This window comes from Tsuneonella sp. HG249 (assembly GCF_053819205.1).
The window spans coordinates 103,379-125,364 of sequence record NZ_JBSOQY010000004.1 but is presented as its reverse complement, the minus strand read 5'-3'; the positions used below and the strand labels follow the sequence as shown (position 1 = coordinate 125,364).

Sequence of the window (21,986 nt, the reverse complement as noted above, 5' to 3'; positions counted from 1 at the left end):
CGTCATCACGCTGCCGTCGCGCAAAAGCACGGTGTTGCCGTCGATGAGGCGCGCATAGGGCAGCCGGTCGCCCGCGCGGGCTTCCTTCGCGCTCCAGGCGGCGGCGCCGATCCACTTGCTCAAGGGGTCGTCCTCTCGGTCATGCGGCGTAGCTGTTGCAGCCCCAGCGCTTCCAGTTGGAAACGCGCGGGCACTTGCTGACCTTGGTCAGCCACAAGTCGAACACCCGCGGCTCGCGCAGGCAGGCAAAGTAGCCGACTGCGTGGAATACGCCCGCGGCGGGAAGCGCCCACCAGCTGCCGGTGATCAGGAACAGCTCGGTGGTCAGCGCGAAGTTGATGATGAAGTAGTTGTAGGTCACGCCCGCGAACATCTGCGGGCGGGTCAGCGCACGGTGGACGGGATGGCGGGCGAGTTCCATCGCTCAGACGCCCGCCGCCGCGCCCTGAATCCCCGCGACGATGCTCGCCGCGCCGAACAGGATGAACACGCCGATGATCACTGTCGCGCCGAAGCGCCAGTTGAGCCGCCCGGTGAGCATCATGAAGCCCACCGCGGCGACCGCCATCACCGCCACGGCGGTGGCGACGTTGCCGAGCAGCGTGCCCTGCAGCCAGCCGAGCGCGGCGACGATCGGGCCCGATCCTGCCGGATCGGCTTGCGCGAACGCAGCGCTAGAAGAAGCGAGAACTACAGATGGAATCAGGCGAATGAAGCGCTTCATTGACTAGTTCTTGTCCCTGGAATGATCGGAAAGCCGGCCCATGATGGCGGCGACATACCCTTGCGTTTCGCGAATGCGCGGAATGCCGCCGGCCTTGATAACTCGGCCGGGGCCCGCGTTATAAGCGGCCAACGCCTTCTCGATATCGCCTTCGAAGCGGTCCATCTGCTCGCGCAGATACCGCGCCCCGCCCTCGAGATTGGCGAACGGATCGTCCGGGTCGACGCCGAGATAACGCGCTGTGCCCGGCATCAATTGCGCCAGGCCCCGCGCCCCGACGGGCGAGCGGGCGGCCGCGTTCCAGCGGCTCTCCTGCCACACCAGCGCCTCGATCAGGGCGGGCGACAGGTCGAAGCGATCGGCCAGCTCGGTCACCTTGGCGGCATAGACCACAGGCACGATCCCGGCCTGACGGGCTGCGTCCGCGATGGCATGGGGCGGCACCGCGAAGTCGGCCCCCAGCTCGATGCTTTCGGAGGTGAGTGGGGTCTCAGCGGCAGGCCCAGCCGCCAGCGCGCCGGAAACCCAGCGCGGACCCTGCGGGCCTATCTCCATCACGTCGGCGTGGGCGGGTACCGCGGCGCAAGTCAGCGCCAATGCAGCAGGTACGCCCACTCGGCCGAGAATCATCACAATCCCTCCGTACGGGAACCCCGTGCCTACACTAAGAGACGATTGCGTGACAGATTCCTGAACCGAGATCGGCAATTCATCGGCAGAACATCGGCTGCGCGCTGCGAAATGCCTAGGAAGGCTGGCCCGGAGCGGCCGCCGCCGGGCGCCGCAGCTGGCGCGTATAGAACCAGCCGATGCCAATCAGGCTGAAGCCGAGCGCCATGAAGGAGGCGATCCGGGCAAGCCCAGCGAGCCCGGCCGCGTCGACCAGAAACACCTTGAGTACCGCGACCAGCATGACGACGAGGCTGCCGATCCGCCAGCTCCGCTCATCGGACCGGGCGCCCCACCACAGGAAACCCATGGCAAGGACTATGCCGAGAAACGATCGCAGCAGATTCTCGCCGGGGCTCATCGTGACGGAAGTCAGCAGCGATCCGGAGTACGCGTGCCGCAATCCGGACAGCGCGAACAGCGCAGCGAGCACCATCGCGCCGGCATCCAAAGCCCAGCGCAAGTAGGGCGGGCTCGGGGGGCTCCAGCCGCGCAAGAGGAGCAGAGCGGCAAGGCCAAGCCCGTACATTGGCAGGAGCGCGTTGGCGATGGGCACCTCGCCCACCGCTTGTTCGCTCCACAAGGGGTTGTGCAGCACGAGTGCGAACCACACGAAGTGAGCAAGGCCGGCCGCCGCCAGCGCTATCGCGAGATGGCGCCGCTCGCGCGTCCAGGCTAGCCAGGCCGTGCCGAGGAGTAGCGCTTCCCACGTGGCCCGCTGGATCACCCCCGTGTTCGTGAAATCGCTGCCCGCGGCCGCGCCGAAAGCATGGCGGAACAGGGTGTGCGCGGCGATAACCGCCAAGCCGATCCCTATTACCTCAAGTGCTCTTTGGACGCCGCTTTTCGCCGAGACCGTCCACAATGCAGCGACTGCCACGACGGACGGCAGCAATCGCAGGGCGACCTCCCGCAAGGGAGGAAGGTCGCCCAAGGTCATCGGCATGCCAGCGAGCGCCAGCACACCCGCGTCGAGCCAGGCGGACACCGGCACCAGCGACCAAAGGGCAGCTAGCGACGCCAGCATGGCGAGGGCGCCGATGAGGTCTCGCGCTCGCCAGGCGATCGCGGCTGCCGATACTGCCGCGATCCATGCCAGCGCGTCCTCCGGCAGCAATTGGGCGACCGCGCCGAAAGCGATCAGCGCGGCGGTGGCCTGCGCTCCAATCTGCCAGGGCCCGTGGGGCTGAGCACGCGACAGAGCCACTACCGCGCCGGGGAGGCAGGCGAGCGCCGCCAGTGCAAACGCCAGCCATGGCGCTGGCTCGTTGGATAGCGGCGAACCGAAATGTCCGAGAGTCGCGAGGGCCAGGCCGAGCGCCACGCCGATCGCCTGCGCAATGTCGAGCGTCCGGCCGTGCCCGCGCGCGAGTTGCGCCAGCGGCACACCGGCAAAGATTGCCGCCAAACCCGCCGCCACGGCCGCGAAGCCGAGCGGAGCGGGGTCGGGCCAGAAAGGAAGCAAGGCGATGCCGATCGCCGCACCCGCCGCGTTCGCTTCGCGCATGGCCGGCTCCCGCCAGCCGAACCAGCCGAGGGCTGCTGCGAGCATGAGATACAGCCCCCATTGGAGCGCGCCGAAGCCGCCCTGCTGGACAAGCACGGCGACCTGGAGTGCGGCGACGGCGGCCGCCCCAACCCGAACACTCCAGTGCATTCGGCCCACCCCGCCGGCGAAAGCTGGCACAACTGCACCAAGCAGGACGAGATAGACGCCAAGGACCACTGCATCCGGAGTGCGGGACGCGGCACCAACCAGCAGCAAGGCTCCCCAGCCGAGCCCGCCAGCAATCGCGGCGACACCCAGCCACGCGCGATCCTGCCTCCGCCCGGTATAGGCCAGCCCGACGGTCACCAGTGCCAGGTAGAGCGTGAGAAGCGGAAGGTTCGCCTGCTCGCTCCCCACGAGAGCGGGGGCGGCAAAGCCGCCGACCAAGCCCAGCACCGCACTCGGCAGGCCAAAACGGAATGACAGGGCAATCGCGGCGGCGGTCACGCCGGCCAGCCCGAGAAACGCAAGTGTCGAGCCGATCAGGCCGTACCCCGTGCCGGCGAGATAGAAGGCGGCATAAAGTGTCGCGAGCCCTGCTCCGGCGAGGGCCTGTGCAACACGCGGGTCGGCGACGCGGTCCCGCCAGCGGTACGCAAGCTCGGCTCCGACCAGCAGAGCCACCCCGAAGAGCCCGGCGAGCGCCACGCGCACCGCGGGAGTAAGCAGGCCGGCGTCAATCGACCATCGCACCAGGAAGAAGCCGGCGACCGCGAGAGTAACCCCGCCGGCCCAGATTGGCAGCAAGCGCCCGAACAAATCCTCGAAATCGAACCTCGCGCCGGCGGGAGCGGCAGCTACTTCCGTGGCCGGCTCGCTAATCTCCGTCGCCGCCTCCACGACAGCCTCGGGCTCGACGACCGCTGTGGGCAGAACCTGTTGTTGTTGTGCCGCCCTGGGAGACGCGATCGCGACCGGCTCGGCCGACAAAGGCATCGAGGGACGCGACGCCAATTGCTTGCGAAGCTCGGCCAGCTCGCGCTGCAAGCCGTCCGTCCGCCGCCATAGCAAGGCAGTGAAAACGGCCAGGATCAAAAACCCGAAAAACCCCATCCGGCAGCAGCGTTCACCTGACGGATGTATTTTTCAACCCCATGCCGGAACGAATGCACACTACGATCACTGAGCGTTCAAGACATGGTGGACGATGTCACTCGCTATCCGTTAACGGGACGCTTCCTCATGGGGCGGTCGCGCCACGCCCTGGGCGAGCGTGAAAAAGAGCTGCTCGAAGCTTCCATTAGCGAGGTCGCGGAATACGACCGGCCCCACACGATCCTTGCGCGCGGCGAGCCCGCCGAACGCAGCACCATACTGATAGACGGTTACATCTTGCGCACGATCACAGAGAGAGATCGCCGCTACGTCGTTGGTATCCAGGTGCCGGGGGATTTCGTCGATCTGCACGCCTACGCCCTCACGCGGCTGGATCACGATGTCATCACGCTCGGGCCGACAAAGGTCGGTTATGTGCCCCACTCGCGGGTCGCGCAAATCCATGCCGACGAGCCCCATCTGTCACGGCTGTTCTGGTTCTCGACCTTGCTCGATGCAGCCATCCACCGCCAGTGGACGCTCAAGCTCGGGCAATTGAAGGCGAGCCGACGCGTGGCGCACCGGTTCGCGGAAATCTGGAAGCGGCTGGAGATGGTCGGGCTGGACCGGCCCAATGGCTTCCGCTCTCCCCTGACACAGACCGACCTGGCCGAGATGTGCGGCACCACCCCGATCCACATGAATCGGGCTATATCCGAACTGCGCCGCGAGGGCATCGCCGAGTTCCGGCGCGGCTTGGTCATCGTACGCGAGCGAGCCCGGCTCGAAGAGCATGGCGAATTCGATCCCGCATATCTCTATGGCGCAGGGCCTCTTCACGTCGAACACGAGCTCGACGGGCTCTGACGACGCGTCCTAGCCGTGGGCGCCGAAAAGGTTCGCGACCGCGACTCCGATGCGCAGGTTGAGCACATGCGCGTCGGCGATCGGCTCGATATAGTCGCGGTGGATCGCGGCATATCCCTCGCTGCCGCCGTCCGGATAATCGCCCCGTTCATCGACCGCGAAGTCTTCGGTCCGCGCCATCTGGACCGGATAAGCCCGACGTAATTCGACCAACGCATCGTCGATCCTCAAGGTGAAGACCATCTCGAGCACGTCGTCCCGGCTAACGTCGTTGGCGCGGGCGAATGCGGGGATGCTGACGGCCTTGAGGAACATGTGCTGAAGCAGCGCCAGCCGGAGTGCCTGCAGGACCCCGATCTCCCTGCGCACCTGCTCGCGTTCGCCTCGCGGGCCGTCGTCGGGCACCAGCGCAAGCAGCCGGTGCAGCTTCAGGGCATCGACCCGCAGCCGGGAGGCGAGCCGGCGGAACACGCCGTTGCGGTCGTCCTTGGTGAGATACTCGGCAAGCGCGGCACAGGCCGGCGCGAGGTGATCTTCCGTACCGCGGTAGGTCCGGCTCGCCCAGTAGGCCGAGTTGAACAGCTCGCCGAAGGCGGCAACGGTCTTGATGCTCGCCAGACCGTTCGCAGCCCGCAGCAGGCGGACGATCTGTCGCCCGCGCGGCGATTCGCGCAGCAGCGCCGCCATGTCGTCGAGCCTGCCGTCCGCCGCGCTACCGACCCCGGCAATAACGTTCACCGGATAGCCGAGTTGCTGGAGGATGGCGTTATGCGGGATGGCCCGAATTTGCCGCAGGCTCATCTCGCGCTCGGCGCCGAGGTCGGACTGCCGGCGGCTCTTCCGGCTGCCGGTCTCGACCAGCATGCCCAGCCCGAACGCCGTCACCGCGCGCGCGTAAGTGCGGCTCTCAAGATGGGCTCGCTGGTGTTCCTTGATCGCACGGTAGAAATCGAGGCTCAAATCGGTCCGGCGATAGAACGGGTCGGCGGGGGCGTCGGTGTCGGCCGAGGCCGGGTGCAGTTCGGCGACGCGGGTCAGCGTGGCCAGTGCGAGTTCGGGTGTGGCGAAGAACAAATACCCGTCGCCGCCCTGGAAGCTGACTTCGGGCTCGAGCGCGACGCCGGCCCGGGCGAAGCGCCGCCGCGCCCAAGAGCTGAGCGGCCATTCGAGCCGGTCGGCAAAGCTCGATGGATGCGCCCCGCGGCCCATGCTCTCGCCATGCGTGTCGAACATCAGTGCCGAGACATCGGTCAGATGGTTGGCGGCCATCGCATCGCCGAGCCGGCCCTGTAGCCGTTCGATAGCCAGGCTTGCAGGGACTTGGCCGACAAATCGACCGGCATCGGAAAAGCCCGTCTGGACCGCCACCCTGCCGCGCAAGCGGGCATAGGCTTGGTACGCCGGCTCCGCGAGCAAGGCGTCGAGCAGCCGCCCGCCGTGCTCGAGAGCGCTTTCCGTCTCGAACAGCGGCGAGACGTCGACTTTGTCCTCGATGCCGAACAGACGCGTGAAATAGAGCGCTGCCAGCACCGTCGCGGGTTGCTCGCATTCGGCAATGAGCATCCGGATCGGCGCGTCCGCATCGACGTGGTGGAGGATCTGGGCCATCGCCAGGAACTGCCGGATCGCCGTGGAACTCTCCACCGCCAGCGCGGCGAAATTGGCCCGCAGCGGGCGGACTTCGGACAGCATAGAACGCAGCGTCGCGAGCGCACCCCGGCTGGCGACGTCGATCTCGTGTTCGTCGGGCAAGCGGCGTCGGATGGCATTGTGCAGCTGGCTGGCGTTCACCCGGAAATGGATCCACCCCATGCCCAGGCCGTCGGCGCGCATTGCCGCCGCCAGCGTGCGCAGGTCGACGGCATGTTCGCTTTCCGCCGCCTCATTCTCGAGCCGGTCGATCACTGGAGCAAGCGACAAGAGCTTGGCCGGATGATCGGCCGTCAACTTGTTGGCAGCAAGTGACAGCGCTGTCGGGTCTGTAAGATCGCCGGCGAATTCGTTCGCACATTCTGCTGACCACGCCGCGGACCCGCGCAGTTCGGCGATCAGCGCATGATCCGGCGCGAAGGCGGCGAGGCTGTCGGCGTAACGATCGAGCCGCATCGCCTTCTCCGCCAGGCGGTAAGCGATCGAAGTATGCCACTTGATGTCGGTGCGACCGTCCATGTCGTAACCGACCCAGGTAGCGAAGCGGAACGGCAGCGGCGCCAGCTCGCACCAGCGTTCGGGCCACTGGTCGCGAGCGCGAGAGAGCAGCTCCCGCACCATGCGATCGCGCGCGTCCTGCGCCCGGGCGATGGCGTGCATCGCCTGCCCGTGCTCGTAATCGAGCGTGATGGCGGGCCGTTCGCCGGGCACCGCGCAAACCGCCGCGTCCGGCGCGTCGGGCCCTCCGGCGGCGGTTGCCACCGCCTCCGACTGAGACGGCGAAAGGAGGAAAGTGGGGTGTCCGGTGAACACCGCATGGAGTTGCGGACGTGACCAGCGCTCTGCAAACCTGTCGAAGTCCGTCTCCTCGCGCACGAGCGCGGCGAGGTCGCCGGTCGCGTTGCCCGGGGAGACAAGGTGCTGCAAGCGCACGGCGCGGCTCTGCAAGGCATTGCATTCGAGTTCGGCGACGATTCCGTCCAGGGCCCCGAGCGACAGTTCGCCGCCTTCGAGTGCCCGCGACAGGTCCAGCGAGAGCTGGAAGACAGGATTGAAGAGAGGGGTCTCGGCAGTCTGCCGGTGGTGCGCCTGCAGGCGCTCGACAAGCTCGGCGACGGTCTTCATCGACCCAGCGCGGCCGCCTCGCGGGCAAGGCGTTCGACCTCCACCTTGTCGGGCACACCCTTGGGCGAAACCCAGCTGCCGCCGACGCACAGCACTGGCTCGAAAGCGAGCCACTCGGGCGCGTTGGCAAGCGTGATCCCGCCGGTGGGGCAAAAGCGGCACTGCGCGAACGGCGCGGCCAGCGCCTTGAGCGCCGGCAGACCGCCCGCAGCCATAGCCGGGAAGAACTTGAAGTGGGTCAGCCCGAGATCGAGGCCGCGCATGATGTCGCCGGCATTGGCGATGCCCGGCAGGAAGGGTACGCCGCGGTCGACCGCCGCCCGGCCCAGTTTATCGGTCAAGCCGGGGGAGACGACGAACTCGCTCCCTGCCGCGATCGCCTCGTCGAGCTGGGCCTCGTTGACCACCGTTCCCGCGCCGACAATGGCGCCGGGCACCGACTTCATCGCGCGGATCGCGTCAAGCGCGGCGGGGGTGCGCAGGGTCACTTCGAGCACCGGCAGGCCGCCCGCCACCAGCGCCTCGGCGAGCGGGACGGCATGCGCGAGATCCTCGATCACGATCACCGGGATGACCGGTGCCATGCGCATGAAGCGCTCGATTTGGCTCATAAGTGTTCCAATGAATACGCAGCGGCAGCCCCGAACAGTCCGGGTTGCGGATGAACGATGAGCTTGACCGGGATGGAGGCCATCAACTCCGCGAACCGCCCCTTGGCGCGGAAGCGGCCGGCGAAGCCTGACTTGAGCAGCGTCTCCCGAATGCGCAGCCCGAGGCCGCCGGCGATCACCACCCCCGCGAACCCGCCCTGGACGAGGGCGACGTCGCCCGCCACGCTTCCAAGCGACAGACAGAAGCGATCGACCGCCGCCGCGGCCAGGCTGTCTTCGCCTGACGTGCCGCGCGTCCAGATCGCGACATCGTCTTCCTCGATCAGCGCCCGGCCCTCCATCGCGGCGAGCGCCTGGTAGATGTCCGAGACCGCCGGCCCCGCCACTACGCGTTCGACCGACACGCGGTTGTGCCGCTTGCGGAGCCGCGCCAGGATGGCGTCCTCGATCTGGTCGAGCGGCGCGAAGTCGATGTGCCCGCCCTCGGTGGCTTGGACGTGATAGCCGCCCTTCCCGTCGCGCCAGAGGTGCGCCACGCCGAGCCCTGTGCCCGGGCCGAGCACGCTGATCGTGCCCTTGGCGCGGAGCGGCTCGTCCGGGCCCGTCAGGTGGAGGAACTGGTCGTCGGGCGCGCGCGCCACCGCGTGCGCCACCGCCTCGAAGTCGTTGACGATGCAGTAGTGATCGACCCCCAGCTTCTCCTTCACCAGCGCGGGCCGGATGAGCCACGGGTTGTTGGTGAAACGAATGACCTCGCCGCCCACCGGCCCGGCGATCGCCATGCTGACCGCGCGGGGCAACGTGCCCCCGTTGCGTTCGCGGAAATCCTCCCACGCGGTCTGGAAGCTGGCATGATCTTCGGTGTGGAGGGTCTCGGCCTCGCCGAGCGTGATCGCGCCGTCGGCCGCCACCGTGGCGATCGCGAAACGGGCATGCGTGCCGCCGATGTCGACCGCGACGAGCTCCATCACAGGCCGCCGGCGGCCAGCATCGCGCTCGCCCCCCGCTCGGCGGAATCGGCGCCCATGCGGAACATCGCGAACAGTTCGCGCCCTACGCCTTGCTGGTCGTCGCCCATCGCTACTGGATCGCGCGACCCGAGGTCGGCGTCGGTCGAAAGCGTGCCCGTTTCGCCGCAGAGCTTGATCATGTCGCCGTCGCGCACCCGGGCGAGCGGGCCGCCGCCGAGGGCCTCGGGCGAGCAATGGATCGCCGCGGGCACTTTGCCGCTCGCTCCGCTCATCCGGCCGTCGGTGACGAGCGCCACGCGGTAGCCGCGGTCCTGCAGCACGCCGAGCGGCGGGGTGAGCTTGTGCAGTTCTGGCATGCCGTTGGCGCGCGGGCCCTGGAAACGCACGACCACCACAACGTCGCGGTCGAGCTCGCCCGCGGCGAAAGCCTCGACCACCGCGTGCTGGTCGTCGAACACCCGGCACCGCGCTTCGATCGTCCATCGCTCGGGATCGACCGCGCTGGTCTTGAAGCAGGCCCGGCCGAGATTGCCTTCCACCAACCGCATGCCCCCTTCGGGCTGGAAAGGGTCGGCGGCGGGGCGCAGGATGCTGTCCGAGCCGCTGGGGCCTGGATCGCGCCAGGCGAGTTCCTCGCCATCAAGCCACGGCTCGAGCGCGTAGGCGCCGAGATCGTCGCCGAACACGGTCGTGATGTCGCGGTGGACCAACCCGGCCTCGAGCAGCTCGCGCACCAGGAAGCCGAGGCCGCCCGCCGCCTGGAACTGGTTCACGTCGTCCGCGCCGTTGGGATAAACGCGGGCGAGCAGCGGCACGACCGCACTGAGTTCGGCCATGTCGTTCCAGTCGATCTCGACGCCGGCGGCGCGGGCAAACGCGGGTATGTGGATCGCGTGATTGGTCGAGCCGCCCGTCGCCAGCAGCCCAACGGTGGCATTCACGATCGCCTTCTCGTCGACACACCGTGCCAGCGGACGGTAGTCGTTACCGTCGCGAGCGATGGCCGCCAGCCGGTGGACCGAGGCCCGCGTAAGCGCCTGCCGCAAGGCGGTACCGGGATTGATGAACGCCGCGCCCGGGAGCGAGAGGCCCATCAGGTCGAGCATCATCTGGTTGGAGTTGGCCGTCCCGTAGAACGTGCACACCCCCGGCGAGTGATAGCTCGACGCCTCGCTCTCGAGCAGCTCGGCGCGGGTCGCCTTCCCTTCGGCATAGAGCTGCCGAACACGCTGCTTTTCCTTGTTGGAGATGCCGGTGGGCATAGCACCGGCCGAAAAGAAGATCGTCGGTAGGTAACCGAAGCGCAGCCCGCCCATCAGCAGGCCGGGGACGATCTTGTCGCACATGCCGAGCATCGCGACGCCGTCGTACATCGAGTGGCTGAGGCTGACCGCCGTCGACAGGGCGATGACGTCACGGCTGAACAGCGACAGCTCCATGCCGTCGGTGCCCTGGGTGACTCCGTCGCACATGGCCGGGGTCGCCCCCGCCACCTGGCACGTCGCGCCCACCTCGCGCGCCCAGATCTTCATCTGCGGCGGGTAGGATCCGAACGGCTGGTGGGCCGAGATCGTGTCGTTGTAGGCGGTGACGATACCGATGTTGGGGCCCGCGCGGGTGGCGATCGAAGCCTTGTCCTCGCCGGTCGCGGCAAAGCCGTGCGCTAGGTTCGAGCACGGGAGCGCGGTATTGCGGTCGGCGTGCTTGTCGCCTTCGCGCTCCATGAGCTCGAGATAACGCGAGCGGCCGCTCCGCGAGCGCTCGACGATCCGCTGGGTGACGCGGTGAACGGTGTCGTGAAGATTACTCATGCCAGCTCACCCCGTCGCGCTCGGCGAGCGCGATGGCCGCGCTCGGGCCCCACGATCCGGCGGTGTAGGTCTTCGGCTCCAGGCCGGTCTTGGCCCACAGCTCGCGGATCGCATCGATCCACTCCCACTGGGCCTCCACCTCGTCGCGCCGGACGAACAGCGTTTGGTCGCCCTCGACGAGATCGAGCAACAACCGTTCGTAGGCGATGCGTCGGACGGCGCCCGCGAACGCGTCGGGCATCGATATGTCGAGCGGGACGGGCCGCAACCGAATGCCTTCGCGGTCGAGGCCCGGGACCTTGGTCATCAGCGAAAGGGTGACATTCTCTTCCGGCTGGATGCCGATGACGAGACGGTTGGGCTTGGTCTTCGCGCCGCGGTTCTCGAAGATCGAATAGGGGACGCAGCGAAACTGGACGACGATCTCGGTCACCCGCTGGGGCAGCCGCTTGCCGGTGCGCAGGTAGAACGGCACGCCTTTCCAGCGCCAGTTGTCGACGTGCGCCTTGATCGCGACGAAAGTTTCAGTGGCGCTATCCTTGCCCAGTTCCTCGTCGTAGCCGGGCACCGCCTTGCCCTCGACCGCGCCGGCCCGGTACTGGCCGGTGACGGTCTCGGCCTCGGTCACGGGGCGCAAGCTCCGCAGCACCTTGACCTTCTCGTCGCGCACGGCGGTGGCGTCGAAGCTGGTCGGCGGCTCCATGCACACCAGCGCGAGCAACTGGAGAATGTGGTTCTGCACCATATCGCGCAGGGCCCCACTGTCGTCGTAGTAGGCGACGCGGCTTTCCAGCCCCACCGTCTCGGCCACGTTGATCTGGACGTGGTCGATATAATTGGCGTTCCAGATCGGCTCGAACAGCAGATTGGCGAACCGCAGGGCGAGGAGGTTCTGCACCGTCTCCTTGCCGAGGTAGTGATCGATGCGAAAGATGCGGTCTTCGCTGAACGCAGCCGCCACGGCGTCGTTGATCTCGCGGCTCGAGGCGAGGTCCGTGCCCAGCGGCTTCTCAAGACCGATGCGGACGTTGCTACCGGCAAGGCCCGCCGCCCGCAGCCCCGCAATAGTCGGTTCGAACAGGCTCGGCGCGGTCGACAGGAATATGGCGAGCCCTTCTTGGGGCTTGCCGACCTTCTTCGCCAGCGCCTCGAAACCGTCGCCTTGGGAGGCGTCGAGCGCCTGGTAGGAAAGACGATTGAGGAAATCGGCCATCCCCCCGCGGCGGTTGGCGGGCAGGTACTTCTCCAGCGCGGCGCGGGCGAAGTTGCGAAACTCCGCGTCGCTCATCGCCGAGCGAGCGGTGCCGACGATCTTGAGCCTGGATGAGAGCAACCCATCGTGCGCCAGCGCACACAGTGAGGGTAGCAGCATGCGCTGCGACAGGTCGCCCGTGGCGCCGAACAGCAGCAGCCGGTCGGCGGTGAACTTCGCGACTTGTCGGCTGTCGGCCATGGCGCTCCCAATCAGGCGATGCGGGTGCGGCCTAGCAATCCCCGGCCCCCGGGCAAAGCGCCAGCATACTTATTCATTCATTCGCCGATGGCGGTAAGAACAACCTCGCGCGTGTGGCTGCGCGCGCGATGCTCTGCGAGGTAGATGGCTTGCCAGGTGCCAAGGAGGAGCCGGTTGCCCGCGAACGGCACGCTTAGCGCGGAGCCTGTCAGCAAGGTCTTGATGTGCGCCGGCATGTCGTCGGGGCCCTCGTCGTCGTGTTCGTAACCGCCACCTTCGGGCGCGATACGCTCGAGCCAGCGCACCAGGTCGCGGCGGACCGCCAGATCGGCGTTCTCGCTTATCAGCAAGCCCGCGCTGGTGTGGCGGCAGAACAGGCTGAGCGTGCCCTTGGCGAGCCGCGCCTGTGCGAGCCAGACGGTGACTTTCCCCGTGATGTCCAGCAGCTCGCGCCCGGCGGTGTCGATCCGCAGGATGCCCTGCTCCACTCTCATGCTTCGCCGGCGAGCCCCAGCGTGCGCCGCGCGGACTTGAGGTGCGGGATGTCGAACATCTTGCCGTCGATGCCCACGGTGCCCGCGTCCGGCTCCGCCTCGAACGCAGCAACCACGCGGCGGGCGAACGCGACTTCCTCAGCGCTGGGAGTGAAGCCTTCGTTGATGGGCCCGACTTGCGCGGGGTGGATTGCGAGGCGGCCCGAAAAGCCCTCGGCCCGCGCCTGGCGGCTGCTGGCGAGCAGGCCCGCCTCGTCCTTGAAGTCGGCGTGCAGCGTCTCGATCGCCGGCACCCCGGCGGCATGAGCGGCCATCAGCGTGAGCGACCGCACCAGGCGATACGTGAACAGCCATTCGCCGTCGGGCCCGCGATTGCCGGTCGCGCCCAGCGCGGCGGAGAGGTCTTCTGCGCCCCAGGTGATTCCGCGTAGCCGGGTGAGCCCGGCGGTCGCGTAATCTCCGAGCCGGAATGGCGCGATCGCGGTCTCGGTCGCAACCGGGATTACGCCGATCGATCCCAGCTTGAGGCCGTGCGCCAGCTCCATGTGATCGAGCAGGCTGGACACCTTGGCGACGTCCTCCGGGCCGTCGGGCTTCGGCTGGATGATGCCATCCGGACGTGCCGGGACGATTGCGGCGAGGTCGCTTTCAGCGAGACGGCTGTCGAGCGGGTTGATGCGAACCCACAGCTCGGGGGCGTTCTCGATTCGCTCGAACGTGCGCAGGAACTCGGCCACCTTGTCGCGGGCGTCGGCCTTGTTGGCCGGCGCCACCGCATCCTCGAGGTCGAGGATTACCGCGTCGGCGCCGCAGCCTGCGACTTTGGCGAGCTTCTTGTCGCTGTCGCCGGGGATGAACAGCAGGCTGCGCAGCGCGCGGCTCATGCCGGTTTCCTCCGCTGGAGCCCGCTGCGCTTGCAGGTGGCGACGAGCTTGCCGTCCTGGTTGAAGGCGCGGTGAGCGAAGGTGACGATGCCGGCTTCGGGGCGCGACTTGCTGTCGCGCAGCTCGACCACCTCGGTCTCGATCCGCAAGGTATCGCCGACGAACACCGGCGCGGGAAAGCGCACTTCGTCCCACCCCAGGTTGGCGACCGCGGTGCCGAGCGTGGTGTCGCCTACGGAAACCCCGACCATCAGCGACAGCGTGAAGCAGGAATTGACGAGGATCCGGCCATACTCGCTTTCCTTCATGTACTCGGCGTCGAGATGCAGCGCGGCGGGGTTATGGCTCAGGGTGGTGAACAGCAGGTTGTCGGTTTCGGTCACCGTCCGGCGGATCGGATGATCGAAAGTCTGCCCCACGGCGAGTTCATCGAACCACAGGCCCGGCATACGCGTCTCCTTCGACGAAGCGACTAGCGCGGGGCCGCGATGAATGACAGGGGGTGCGCGAAACCCAGCCCCCTTCCAACCGTTGCGCCCCCACCATGCCCATCGCCATCTCCACCCGGTTCGACTTCATGCTCGACCAGCCGACCGACCTCATCCTCCAATTCGAGGCGGCGACGATCCCTGAGCAGACCGTCCTGTCGGCCCACACCGACCTCACCTGCGGCGCCGACTATGCGCGGGTACCGGCACACGACGGAGTCGGCGAGCGCGTGCTGGTCCACGCCGAGGGGCGCTTCGAAGTCGGCTACGAGGCGCTGGTCGAGGTCAAGCGGCTGTCGCCCGAGCTGGCCGGCCTCGCGCAGCTTCACCCGCACGAGCTGCCGGGGGAAACGCTCGATTACCTGCTCGATTCGACCTACTGCCCGGCCGACCGCCTGCAATCGTTTGCGCAGGACGAGTTCGGCGCCCTCGGCGGCGGCGACCGGGTGCTGGCGATCCGCGACTGGATCGCGAGCCATTTCACCTACACCCAGGCCAGCACCAGCACGACCACGGCGCTCGACAGCTTCGTCGAACGACGGGGCGTGTGCCGCGACTACGCGCACGTCCTCATCACCCTCGCCCGCGCATCGACGATCCCGGCGCGTTACGTTTCCTGCTTCGCTCCCGGGGTCGATCCGCCCGACTTCCACGCGCTCGCCGAGGTGTTCCTCACCGACCCCACGACTCCGGGCGGCGGAGCGTGGTACATCGTCGACGCCACCGGCATGGCGAATCCGGCAGACACGGTGAAGATCGGCATCGGGCGCGACGCCGCCGACGTCAGCTTCCTTACCAGCTTCGGCCCGGCCCAGTTCGGCGACAAGACCGTGGCGGTAACCCGGCGGTAACCTTTTCGCGGGCGTCGTCCCGCGGGGGGACGCGGCCCCGCGCGAGGTGGAACGCAAAGCCTTGCCCGCGCATAGTGACGCCATGGAAGCGATGATCAAATGGATCGGAGGGGCGACGGCCTCGATACTGCTGGGCTTCACCGGCGCTGCGGTAGCCAGCGGCGCGCTCGCCCCCACCGCTCAGCCCACGCCGCAAGCGGCCCAGGCGATTCCGGTCGACGGGCAGCGGTTCGCGCTCCCCAAAACGACCGCCGCGCCTAAGCCTGCCGCCAGCCAATTCACCGTCAAGCGCGTTCTCCCGATCACCGGCCCGATCAAGTACGGCGAATGGCACTGGGACGATGACGGGGTGCCGCCCGGGCCCGTCGTGATCACCGTCGATCTCGAGGCGCGGGTCATGTCGGTGTTTCGCGGCGGTTACGAGATCGGCGCGGCCGCCGTGCTGCTCGGGACCGACGAATACCCCACACCGCTGGGCACGTTCCCGATCCTCGCCAAGCAGCGGCACAACAAGTCCGAGAAGTACGACGACGCGCCGATGCCGTGGAGCATGTTCCTGACCCGCGACGGCGTCGCCATCCACGGCGGCAGCCTGATCGAGAACGGCTACGCCAGCCACGGCTGCATCGCCGGCCCCGACAGTTTCGTCGCCAAGGTCTTCGCTGAGACCGAGCCCGGCGACAAAGTGGTGATCACCCGCGGGGTCCAGTTGGCGATGGGACAGCCGATCGTCTGATCAACCCGAGCGGCGGGGGTTTTCGCGCTCGAACTTCCAGGCGTCGACTTGCGTGCCGGGCTCCTTCCGATGGAAGGCCCGCCGCGCCATCACGCCGGCCAATGTCGAATGATGCTCGGCCGTCAGTTGACCGACCATCTGGGCGATTGCCGAACGCGGCGCTTCCGCGCCAAGCTCTCGCAGGATCGCGCCGACGACCTCTATTTCGATCAACCGTGAGTGGCCCCATTCGAACCAGATCGCGCTGCCGTCGCGATGAACCGCGCGCGCCATGACCACGGCGGCGGCGTCGGCGATGGCATCCTCCGCCTCCTGCAACAAAGCGGCACTTCGCGCGATGGCGAACGGATCGAGCCATGGCATGTCCGCCAGTCGGCGGCGCATCTGCACCCGGTCGAACCGTGCGTCGTCGTTGGAAGGATCGTCCGCTGCCACCAGCCCGACGTGCTCGACGACCGCGGCGAGCTCCGCGCGCCGCCAGTCCAGCAGAGGGCGCGCGACGAGGAATCCTCCGAGCGGCTCGGGCGCGGTCACGATCCGTCGCGCCCTGATCCCCGCGAGACCCGACAGCCCGCTGCCGCGGCCGAGACGCATGAGCACGGTTTCGGCCTGGTCGTCGGCATGATGGGCGGTCGCGAAGACCCGAGCGCCACGCTGCGCGAACGAGGAGCAGAGCGCGGTGTAGCGCGCATCGCGAGCACGATCCTGCAGGTTGCCTGCCTCGACCGCCACCGTCAGCGTCTCGTGCGGAATGCCGCGCTCGCGGCAGACCTCGGCGACCGTCCGAGCCTCGGCAGCGTTTTCTTCGCGCAGCCGGTGATCGACCGTGGCAGCGATCACCCGCCCCGGCAGCGCGGCGTTCGCGAGCAACAGCAGGGCGAGGCTATCGGGGCCGCCGGAAACCGCTACGCCCAACCGGCCGCCTTCGGCGACCTCGGGCCAGACTTTCCGCAGGCCCGCGCGGAAGCGCTCGATCAGGTCAGGATCGATCCCCGTATCAATTGCATTTAACCTTCGCGCGGTTCGCGTCGTACTGCGCCTTCAGACGTCCGGTAGCCGCCGCCGGATATGTCTCGCCGAATTCAGCCAGCGCGATGCACGCGCGCTTGGTGTCCTTCATGGAGATCATCGTTTCCGCGAGGAACAGGAGGCTGTCGGGCGCCCGCGCGCCCTGCTTGTCGCTCTGGTAGTTCTTGAGGAACCACGGCGCCGCTTCCTTGGCCTTGCCATCGTCGAGGAACGCCCGGCCGAGCAGGTTGCGGCCGTAGCTGATCTGCTTGTGGTTGGGATACTTCTCGACGAACAGCGAGAGTTGCTGCTGCGCCTCGGGATAGAACTTGGCGTCCCACAGGCGGAAGCCGTAGCTGTATTCGTCGTCGCCGGCATCGTCGGTCTGCGGCTTGGCGATCGCCTGTACGGCTGCCAGCCGCTGGGCCGTCGGGCCCGCCGGCTTCGCGGCTGCAGGTGTCGTAGTAACCGCCGCCGGCGTCGGCGTAACCGCCACCGGACGCGCCGAGGCGCCGCCGGTCATCGCCGACAGATTGACATCGGCCGCCGCCGGCTTGGCCACGGCCGCGGACGCCGCGGCCCCGCTCGTTACCTCCAGGGCGCCCAGGCGCGTGCCGAGTTGCGCGATCGCGTTGGTGTTTTCTTCGGTCTGCGAGGTCAGCCGCGCGATCTGTCCCTCGAGCGCATCGAGCCGGGCGAGGATGTCGGTGACCGCAGTGGTCGAGGGCGTCGCGGTGCTGGCCGTCGGCTGCGCCGAGGTGATCTGCGGTTCAAAGAACTTGCCGTCGCCGCCCGGGAACACCTTGCGTTGGAGCGCGCGGATTTCGGCCTCGGCCTTCTTCAGCCGCGCGTCGGTCGCGGCATCCTGCGCCTGTGCGGGCACGGCGGCCCCGGCAATGGCGACGAGCGCCAGCGGAGCGGCAGCCCAGCGAATGTTCATGATCCCCATCATCAGTTCCCGTAAGTCTTCCCGTCCGTCGTTTCGCGCGCGGCTGGCGAACCGCTGATGAACGACGCTTCCTCTGGTTAATGCCCCGCTCCGGCCCTTGTCGAGCGACGCGCCCGGCAAAGCGGGGGACAGCCGATCAGGTGCCCTCGGCCATCGCGGGGGTTGCCCGCGTGGCTCCTGAGACAGCGCGGCGAAGAAGCGCTTCCGCCGTGACGGGCACGTCCTTCATCACGCTCTCGCTTTCGGCAAGCTTGGGCACCGTGCGGCCGCCCACGGTTATCGCCAGCGCGTCCGGCCGCCCGGTCCACACCTGCGGTCCGCTCGCATCGGTGGGGACCGTGTAGGTTTCGCCTTTGGCCATCTGCTTCTGCATCAACTGCGCGCCGGTGCCGTCGTAGAATTTCACCCACACACCATCCTCTAGCGAGGTGAACACCACAGGTCCCCCGGTCGGTGCCGTCGGCCCGGCCTTGGATACTGCCGCCTTGGGCGAGGACACCGCTTGTCTGGCAAGTCGCTCCTGATCCAGCAGGGAGCCCGGCCCGGATCCGGGGGAAAGCATCCGATTGTAGAACATGATCCCGCCGACGAGTAGCAGGGCCACGGCGAGCAGGCTCATCAGTGCGAGCCCCCGCGAGGGAACGCGCGCCGGATCGCCCGGTTCGAACCGCGCGCCGCGATAGCGCTCGGCCGGATCGGAAGCCGCGAGCTCTTCGCTCACGTCTTCAACGATCCCCTTGGGCTCCAGCCCCACTGCCTTGGCGTAAGTGCGGGCAAACCCGGTGGCGTAGGTCCGCGCGGGAAGCGCGTTCCAGTTGCTCGCTTCCATGATCACCAGGTGTCGCTGCGGAATGCGCGTTTCTGCCGCGAGCTGCTCGAGCGTCATCCCCGCCTGCTCGCGGGCGACACGCAGCCTCTCGCCGACGCTGTGCAGCGGCAGCTGATCATCGAGCGAACCCGTGTTTTTATCCATCTAGCGTCCCGAAAATTTCGAACAACGCCCCCGCAATCGACTCAACCGAGGCGGCGCGGCGGTGTCAAGCGTTCCGAAGAACCGTCCGGCGGCTAGCGACGAAGCGCGCCGCACCAGCGATGAAAATCAGTCCGTATCGATTCCCCGTGCTTCAGCCCAGGCCTGAAGCTCGCCGCGCAGCGACACGGGCGGAGAAGAAAGCCAGCCGTTCATGGCCGCGCTGATCTCCGCCAGATCAACCTTGCGCACCAATTCCTTGATCGGGCCCACCGCGACCGGCGTGATCGAGAGGCGCCGGAAGCCGATGCCGAGCAGCGCCAGCGCCTCGAGCCGGCGGCCACCCATCTCGCCGCAAATGCCGAGATCGACCCCGGAGCCCGCCGTACCCAGCACCACGCGGCGCAGGAAGCGCAGGATCGCCGGGCTCAGCCAATCGTACCGCTCGGCGAGTTTCGGGTTCGCACGATCGGCAGCGAACAGAAACTGGGTAAGATCGTTGGTGCCGACCGAGATGAAGCTCACTTTGGGCAGCAGGATGTCGAGCGTCTCGGCAAGCGCCGGGACTTCGAGCATCGCGCCGTAGCGGATGGCATCGGGCAGCAGCTTTTTCTGACCCTTGAGATAGGCGAGCTGCTGGTCGAACACCGCCTTGGCCGCGTCGAATTCCCACGGTTCGGATACCATCGGGAACATCACATAGAGCGGCTTGCCCGCCGCGGCCTCGAGCAGCGCGCGCGCCTGCACCTTGAGCAGCCCGCTCCGCTCGAGCGAGAGCCGCAGCGCCCGCCAGCCCATCGCGGGGTTTTCTTCCTGGTCGGTGCTATCGCTGTCGAGATAGGGCACGGCCTTGTCGCCGCCGATGTCGACCGTGCGGAAAATGACCGGCTTCTCGCCGGCTGCCTCGAGAACGTCGCGATAGAGACGGGTCTGTCGCTCGCGCGCCGGTAGGGTAGCCGACACGAGAAACTGGAACTCGGTGCGGAACAGCCCGATCCCGTCGGCGCCGACGAGGCTCAGCGAAGCGATGTCGTCGCGCAGGCCCGCATTGATCATCACCTGGATCCGGGTGCCGCAGCGCGTGAACGGCTCGACATCGCGCATTTCGGCGTAAGCCGCCTGGCGCTGCTTGGTCTGCGTGAGCCGCTCCGCGAACAAGTCCTGCGTCTGCTGGGTCGGGCGGATGTGGGCGATCGCCTTGTCGGCGTCGATGAGGATCTCGTCGCCCTCGCGCACGAGGCCCCGCAAGCCCCGCACACGGCCGAGCACCGGAACCCCCATCGCCCGCGCCACGATGACGACGTGCGCAGTGAGCGAGCCTTCTTCGAGCAGCACGCCTTTCAGCCGCCGCCGGTCGTACTCGAGCAGTTCGGCGGGCCCGAGGTTCTTGGCGATGAGGATCGTGTCGCGCTTCAGGCCCTGCGTCGCCGCTGTACCGAGCTGGCCGGAGACGATCCGCAGCAGCCGGTTCGACAGATCCTCGAGGTCGTGCATCCGGTCGGCGAGCAACGGGTCGTCGATCTCGCGCATCCGCATCCGGGTGCGTTGCTGGACCCGCTCGATCGCCGCTTCGGCGGTCAGGCCTGAATCGATCGCCTCGTTGATCCGGCGTCCCCAACCTTCGTCGTAGGCGAACATCTTGTAGGTCTCGAGCACCTCGTCGTGCTCGCCGCCGACGCCGAATTCGGCCTGGTTGGCCATCGCGTCGATCTGGTCGCGCATCTTGTCGAACGCGCGATAGACCCGCTGGCGCTCGGCTTCGGTATCCTCGGCGACCACCTGATCGATGTGGACCCGCGGCTGGTGGAACACGGCCGAACCGCCGGCGAGACCCTTAACGAGGGTGAGCCCCTGCGCGACATGCGGCCCCGAGAGCGCTTCGCCGAGCGCGGTGTCGTCCTCGTCGACAAGGTCGGCGTTGGCGATGAGTTCGGACAATACCATCGCGACCGTCTGCAGAGCCTCGATTTCCACGTCCTCGTAGCGACGCGGCTCGGCGTGTTGCACGCACAGGGTGCCCACGGCGCGCTCGCGATGGACGATCGGCACGCCGGCGAAGGAATGGAACTTTTCCTCGCCGGTTTCCGGGCGGTAGGCGAAGTCGGGATGGCTTGCCGCTTCGGCGAGGTTCAGGGTCTCGACGCGCTCGGCGATGATCCCGTTGAGGCCTTCTCCGACCGCCAGCCGGGTGACGTGCACCGCGCTCTGCTCGAGACCGCGGGTGGCGAACAGCTCGAGCATCCCCTCGCGCAGGAGGTAGATCGAGCAGACTTCGCTATCGAGGCTCTCGCCGATGATCTCGACGACCCGGTCGAGCTTGCCTTGCGGATGCAACCGCGACGCCATCACCTCGTGCAAACGGGTGAGGATCGTGCGGGCGGCGGCGGCGGCTGTCATGTCTGGCAACGCGTAGCCCATAGTCCGCGCCATAGGGAAGGGCGGCGGGCCGCGTGCATACGAAAAAGCAAATGGCGCGCGCGGCCGCTACAGAGCAGCCGCCGCGCGCCATCCCTCCCGTCGCCGAAGCGTGCGAACCGGCGGCGACTCAGGATCGTCCGCCGGCCAGATCAGATCGCGCTCAGCTCTTCCTTGATACGGAGCTTGGCCTTCTTCAGTTGCTGGATCGTCCCGGCGTCGGGCACCGGCCGACTCATCTCCTCGCGCAGGCGCGCATCGAGCCCGGCATGCTTGGTTTCCAGAGAATTGGCATGGGACGATGATAGCATCTGTGTCTCCTTTCGGGTGGTAAGTTCCGCGTTGCGGCCCCGCCCATTGACGACCCCCGGTCGAGCGACTCGTACCCTCGCAGGCACGAGCCGCGAAATGCCAGTGAACCACAAGAATGATACCTTGCGAACCCCCCGCGATTGCCTAAGCGACGGGCCGCGCCCGTGTTTGCGACGAGGCGATTCTGGGCGGGACCTTTGGGGGGTCGGTAACGGGTGACCGAGCAAGAACTGAAGAAGCTCTTGGCGATGCTGCGCACCGAGCACCGCGACCTCGACGCCGCTATCGACGCGCTGAGCGCGGCGGGCTCGACCGACCAGTTGCAGATCGCCCGGCTCAAAAAGCGCAAGCTGAGGCTGAAAGACCAGATCGCCGTGGTCGAGGACCAGCTGTTACCCGACATCATCGCCTAAA

General features: G+C 67.6%; 21 protein-coding genes. 4 read left to right on the top strand and 17 right to left on the bottom strand.

Features of this window, described 5'->3' with window-relative positions; genetic code table 11:
• Nucleotides 1–139: 139 nt before the first annotated feature.
• The 4 genes from ACWPM1_RS14245 to ACWPM1_RS14230 all read right to left on the bottom strand — a co-directional run bounded on the left by ACWPM1_RS14245 (nt 140) and on the right by ACWPM1_RS14230 (nt 3,995).
• The gene (locus tag ACWPM1_RS14245; RefSeq protein WP_455695574.1) at nt 140–421 is read right to left on the bottom strand and encodes a type IV secretion system protein VirB3; all 282 of its coding nucleotides are present in this window, start codon (nt 419–421) and stop codon (nt 140–142) included.
• Between the two features lie 3 nt (nt 422–424).
• Nucleotides 425–724 (bottom strand): TrbC/VirB2 family protein, encoded by a 300-nt coding sequence (locus ACWPM1_RS14240; protein ID WP_455695573.1) that lies wholly within the window; start codon nt 722–724, stop codon nt 425–427.
• Between the two features lie 3 nt (nt 725–727).
• Nucleotides 728–1,354 (bottom strand): lytic transglycosylase domain-containing protein, encoded by a 627-nt coding sequence (locus tag ACWPM1_RS14235; RefSeq protein WP_455695572.1) that lies wholly within the window; start codon nt 1,352–1,354, stop codon nt 728–730.
• Nucleotides 1,355–1,469: 115 nt separating this feature from the next.
• Nucleotides 1,470–3,995, bottom strand: a complete 2,526-nt coding sequence (locus ACWPM1_RS14230; RefSeq protein ID WP_455695571.1) for a DUF2339 domain-containing protein — start codon at nt 3,993–3,995, stop codon at nt 1,470–1,472.
• A gap of 129 nt (nt 3,996–4,124) precedes the next feature.
• Here ACWPM1_RS14230 and ACWPM1_RS14225 point away from each other — a divergent pair, with 129 nt between their 5' ends.
• On the top strand, nt 4,125–4,844 hold the full coding sequence (locus tag ACWPM1_RS14225; RefSeq protein WP_455695570.1) for a Crp/Fnr family transcriptional regulator: 720 nt from the start codon (nt 4,125–4,127) through the stop codon (nt 4,842–4,844).
• 9 nt (nt 4,845–4,853) lie between these two features.
• On the opposite strand, the gene ACWPM1_RS14220 is transcribed toward ACWPM1_RS14225, so the two are convergent.
• From ACWPM1_RS14220 to ACWPM1_RS14185, 8 genes are all read right to left on the bottom strand, one after another.
• Nucleotides 4,854–7,619, bottom strand: a complete 2,766-nt coding sequence (locus ACWPM1_RS14220; protein ID WP_455695569.1) for a phosphoenolpyruvate carboxylase — start codon at nt 7,617–7,619, stop codon at nt 4,854–4,856.
• Nucleotides 7,616–8,230, bottom strand: coding sequence for a bifunctional 4-hydroxy-2-oxoglutarate aldolase/2-dehydro-3-deoxy-phosphogluconate aldolase (gene eda, locus ACWPM1_RS14215; RefSeq protein ID WP_455695568.1), 615 nt, complete (start codon nt 8,228–8,230; stop codon nt 7,616–7,618). The genes ACWPM1_RS14220 and eda overlap by 4 nt, the downstream gene beginning before the upstream one ends.
• Entirely contained in the window at nt 8,227–9,198 is a 972-nt protein-coding gene (gene glk / locus ACWPM1_RS14210) for a glucokinase (RefSeq protein WP_455695567.1), read from the bottom strand. Before glk ends, eda begins: the two co-directional genes overlap by 4 nt.
• Complete coding sequence (gene edd, locus ACWPM1_RS14205; RefSeq protein ID WP_455695566.1) at nt 9,198–11,012, bottom strand: phosphogluconate dehydratase; 1,815 nt, start codon at nt 11,010–11,012, stop codon at nt 9,198–9,200. The genes glk and edd overlap by 1 nt, the downstream gene beginning before the upstream one ends.
• Nucleotides 11,005–12,465, bottom strand: coding sequence for a glucose-6-phosphate dehydrogenase (gene zwf, locus ACWPM1_RS14200; protein ID WP_455695565.1), 1,461 nt, complete (start codon nt 12,463–12,465; stop codon nt 11,005–11,007). Before zwf ends, edd begins: the two co-directional genes overlap by 8 nt.
• 77 nt (nt 12,466–12,542) lie before the next feature.
• Nucleotides 12,543–12,959 carry a secondary thiamine-phosphate synthase enzyme YjbQ gene (locus ACWPM1_RS14195; RefSeq protein WP_455695564.1) on the bottom strand — a complete coding sequence of 139 codons (417 nt, stop codon included), beginning with the start codon at nt 12,957–12,959 and terminating at the stop codon, nt 12,543–12,545.
• Entirely contained in the window at nt 12,956–13,843 is an 888-nt protein-coding gene (locus ACWPM1_RS14190) for an HpcH/HpaI aldolase/citrate lyase family protein (protein WP_455695563.1), read from the bottom strand. The genes ACWPM1_RS14195 and ACWPM1_RS14190 overlap by 4 nt, the downstream gene beginning before the upstream one ends.
• Nucleotides 13,840–14,292: a MaoC family dehydratase gene (locus ACWPM1_RS14185; protein WP_455695562.1), complete on the bottom strand. Its 453-nt coding sequence runs from the start codon at nt 14,290–14,292 to the stop codon at nt 13,840–13,842. Before ACWPM1_RS14185 ends, ACWPM1_RS14190 begins: the two co-directional genes overlap by 4 nt.
• Nucleotides 14,293–14,387: 95 nt before the next feature.
• On the opposite strand from ACWPM1_RS14185, the gene ACWPM1_RS14180 reads away from it, so the two are divergent.
• Together ACWPM1_RS14180 and ACWPM1_RS14175 are read left to right on the top strand one after the other, a co-directional pair.
• Nucleotides 14,388–15,182 (top strand): transglutaminase domain-containing protein, encoded by a 795-nt coding sequence (locus ACWPM1_RS14180; RefSeq protein ID WP_455695561.1) that lies wholly within the window; start codon nt 14,388–14,390, stop codon nt 15,180–15,182.
• An 82-nt stretch (nt 15,183–15,264) separates the two neighbouring features.
• Nucleotides 15,265–15,918 carry a L,D-transpeptidase family protein gene (locus tag ACWPM1_RS14175; RefSeq protein WP_455695560.1) on the top strand — a complete coding sequence of 218 codons (654 nt, stop codon included), beginning with the start codon at nt 15,265–15,267 and terminating at the stop codon, nt 15,916–15,918.
• Here ACWPM1_RS14175 and tilS read toward each other — a convergent pair whose 3' ends face one another.
• The 5 genes from tilS to ACWPM1_RS14150 all read right to left on the bottom strand — a co-directional run bounded on the left by tilS (nt 15,919) and on the right by ACWPM1_RS14150 (nt 21,571).
• Entirely contained in the window at nt 15,919–16,833 is a 915-nt protein-coding gene (tilS, locus tag ACWPM1_RS14170) for a tRNA lysidine(34) synthetase TilS (protein ID WP_455695559.1), read from the bottom strand.
• A gap of 82 nt (nt 16,834–16,915) precedes the next feature.
• The gene (locus tag ACWPM1_RS14165) at nt 16,916–17,866 is read right to left on the bottom strand and encodes a tetratricopeptide repeat protein (protein WP_455695558.1); all 951 of its coding nucleotides are present in this window, start codon (nt 17,864–17,866) and stop codon (nt 16,916–16,918) included.
• Between the two features lie 145 nt (nt 17,867–18,011).
• A complete protein-coding gene (locus ACWPM1_RS14160; RefSeq protein WP_455695557.1) occupies nt 18,012–18,848 on the bottom strand; it encodes a helix-turn-helix domain-containing protein in 837 nt (278 codons plus the stop codon).
• A 126-nt stretch (nt 18,849–18,974) separates the two neighbouring features.
• Complete coding sequence (ptsP, locus tag ACWPM1_RS14155) at nt 18,975–21,242, bottom strand: phosphoenolpyruvate--protein phosphotransferase (protein WP_455695576.1); 2,268 nt, start codon at nt 21,240–21,242, stop codon at nt 18,975–18,977.
• 170 nt (nt 21,243–21,412) lie between these two features.
• Complete coding sequence (locus ACWPM1_RS14150) at nt 21,413–21,571, bottom strand: YdcH family protein (RefSeq protein ID WP_455695556.1); 159 nt, start codon at nt 21,569–21,571, stop codon at nt 21,413–21,415.
• 216 nt (nt 21,572–21,787) lie between these two features.
• Here ACWPM1_RS14150 and ACWPM1_RS14145 point away from each other — a divergent pair, with 216 nt between their 5' ends.
• Nucleotides 21,788–21,985: a YdcH family protein gene (locus ACWPM1_RS14145; RefSeq protein WP_455695555.1), complete on the top strand. Its 198-nt coding sequence runs from the start codon at nt 21,788–21,790 to the stop codon at nt 21,983–21,985.
• Nucleotide 21,986 lies beyond the last annotated feature (1 nt).

Bases quoted from the DNA above. Each gene is read 5' to 3' on its own strand.
- ACWPM1_RS14195 (WP_455695564.1), bottom strand. From the start codon at position 12,959: ATGAGAGTGGAGCAGGGCATCCTGCGGATCGACACCGCCGGGCGCGAG.
- ACWPM1_RS14245 (WP_455695574.1), bottom strand. From the start codon at position 421: ATGGAACTCGCCCGCCATCCCGTCCACCGTGCGCTGACCCGCCCGCAG.
- ACWPM1_RS14160 (WP_455695557.1), bottom strand. From the start codon at position 18,848: ATGGATAAAAACACGGGTTCGCTCGATGATCAGCTGCCGCTGCACAGC.
- ptsP (WP_455695576.1), bottom strand. From the start codon at position 21,242: ATGACAGCCGCCGCCGCCGCCCGCACGATCCTCACCCGTTTGCACGAG.
- ACWPM1_RS14180 (WP_455695561.1), top strand. From the start codon at position 14,388: ATGCCCATCGCCATCTCCACCCGGTTCGACTTCATGCTCGACCAGCCG.
- zwf (WP_455695565.1), bottom strand. From the start codon at position 12,465: ATGGCCGACAGCCGACAAGTCGCGAAGTTCACCGCCGACCGGCTGCTG.
- ACWPM1_RS14165 (WP_455695558.1), bottom strand. From the start codon at position 17,866: ATGAACATTCGCTGGGCTGCCGCTCCGCTGGCGCTCGTCGCCATTGCC.
- edd (WP_455695566.1), bottom strand. From the start codon at position 11,012: ATGAGTAATCTTCACGACACCGTTCACCGCGTCACCCAGCGGATCGTC.
- ACWPM1_RS14235 (WP_455695572.1), bottom strand. From the start codon at position 1,354: ATGATTCTCGGCCGAGTGGGCGTACCTGCTGCATTGGCGCTGACTTGC.
- ACWPM1_RS14240 (WP_455695573.1), bottom strand. From the start codon at position 724: ATGAAGCGCTTCATTCGCCTGATTCCATCTGTAGTTCTCGCTTCTTCT.
- ACWPM1_RS14175 (WP_455695560.1), top strand. From the start codon at position 15,265: ATGGAAGCGATGATCAAATGGATCGGAGGGGCGACGGCCTCGATACTG.
- ACWPM1_RS14230 (WP_455695571.1), bottom strand. From the start codon at position 3,995: ATGGGGTTTTTCGGGTTTTTGATCCTGGCCGTTTTCACTGCCTTGCTA.
- eda (WP_455695568.1), bottom strand. From the start codon at position 8,230: ATGAGCCAAATCGAGCGCTTCATGCGCATGGCACCGGTCATCCCGGTG.
- glk (WP_455695567.1), bottom strand. From the start codon at position 9,198: ATGGAGCTCGTCGCGGTCGACATCGGCGGCACGCATGCCCGTTTCGCG.
- ACWPM1_RS14190 (WP_455695563.1), bottom strand. From the start codon at position 13,843: ATGAGCCGCGCGCTGCGCAGCCTGCTGTTCATCCCCGGCGACAGCGAC.
- ACWPM1_RS14150 (WP_455695556.1), bottom strand. From the start codon at position 21,571: ATGCTATCATCGTCCCATGCCAATTCTCTGGAAACCAAGCATGCCGGG.
- ACWPM1_RS14220 (WP_455695569.1), bottom strand. From the start codon at position 7,619: ATGAAGACCGTCGCCGAGCTTGTCGAGCGCCTGCAGGCGCACCACCGG.
- ACWPM1_RS14185 (WP_455695562.1), bottom strand. From the start codon at position 14,292: ATGCCGGGCCTGTGGTTCGATGAACTCGCCGTGGGGCAGACTTTCGAT.
- ACWPM1_RS14225 (WP_455695570.1), top strand. From the start codon at position 4,125: ATGGGGCGGTCGCGCCACGCCCTGGGCGAGCGTGAAAAAGAGCTGCTC.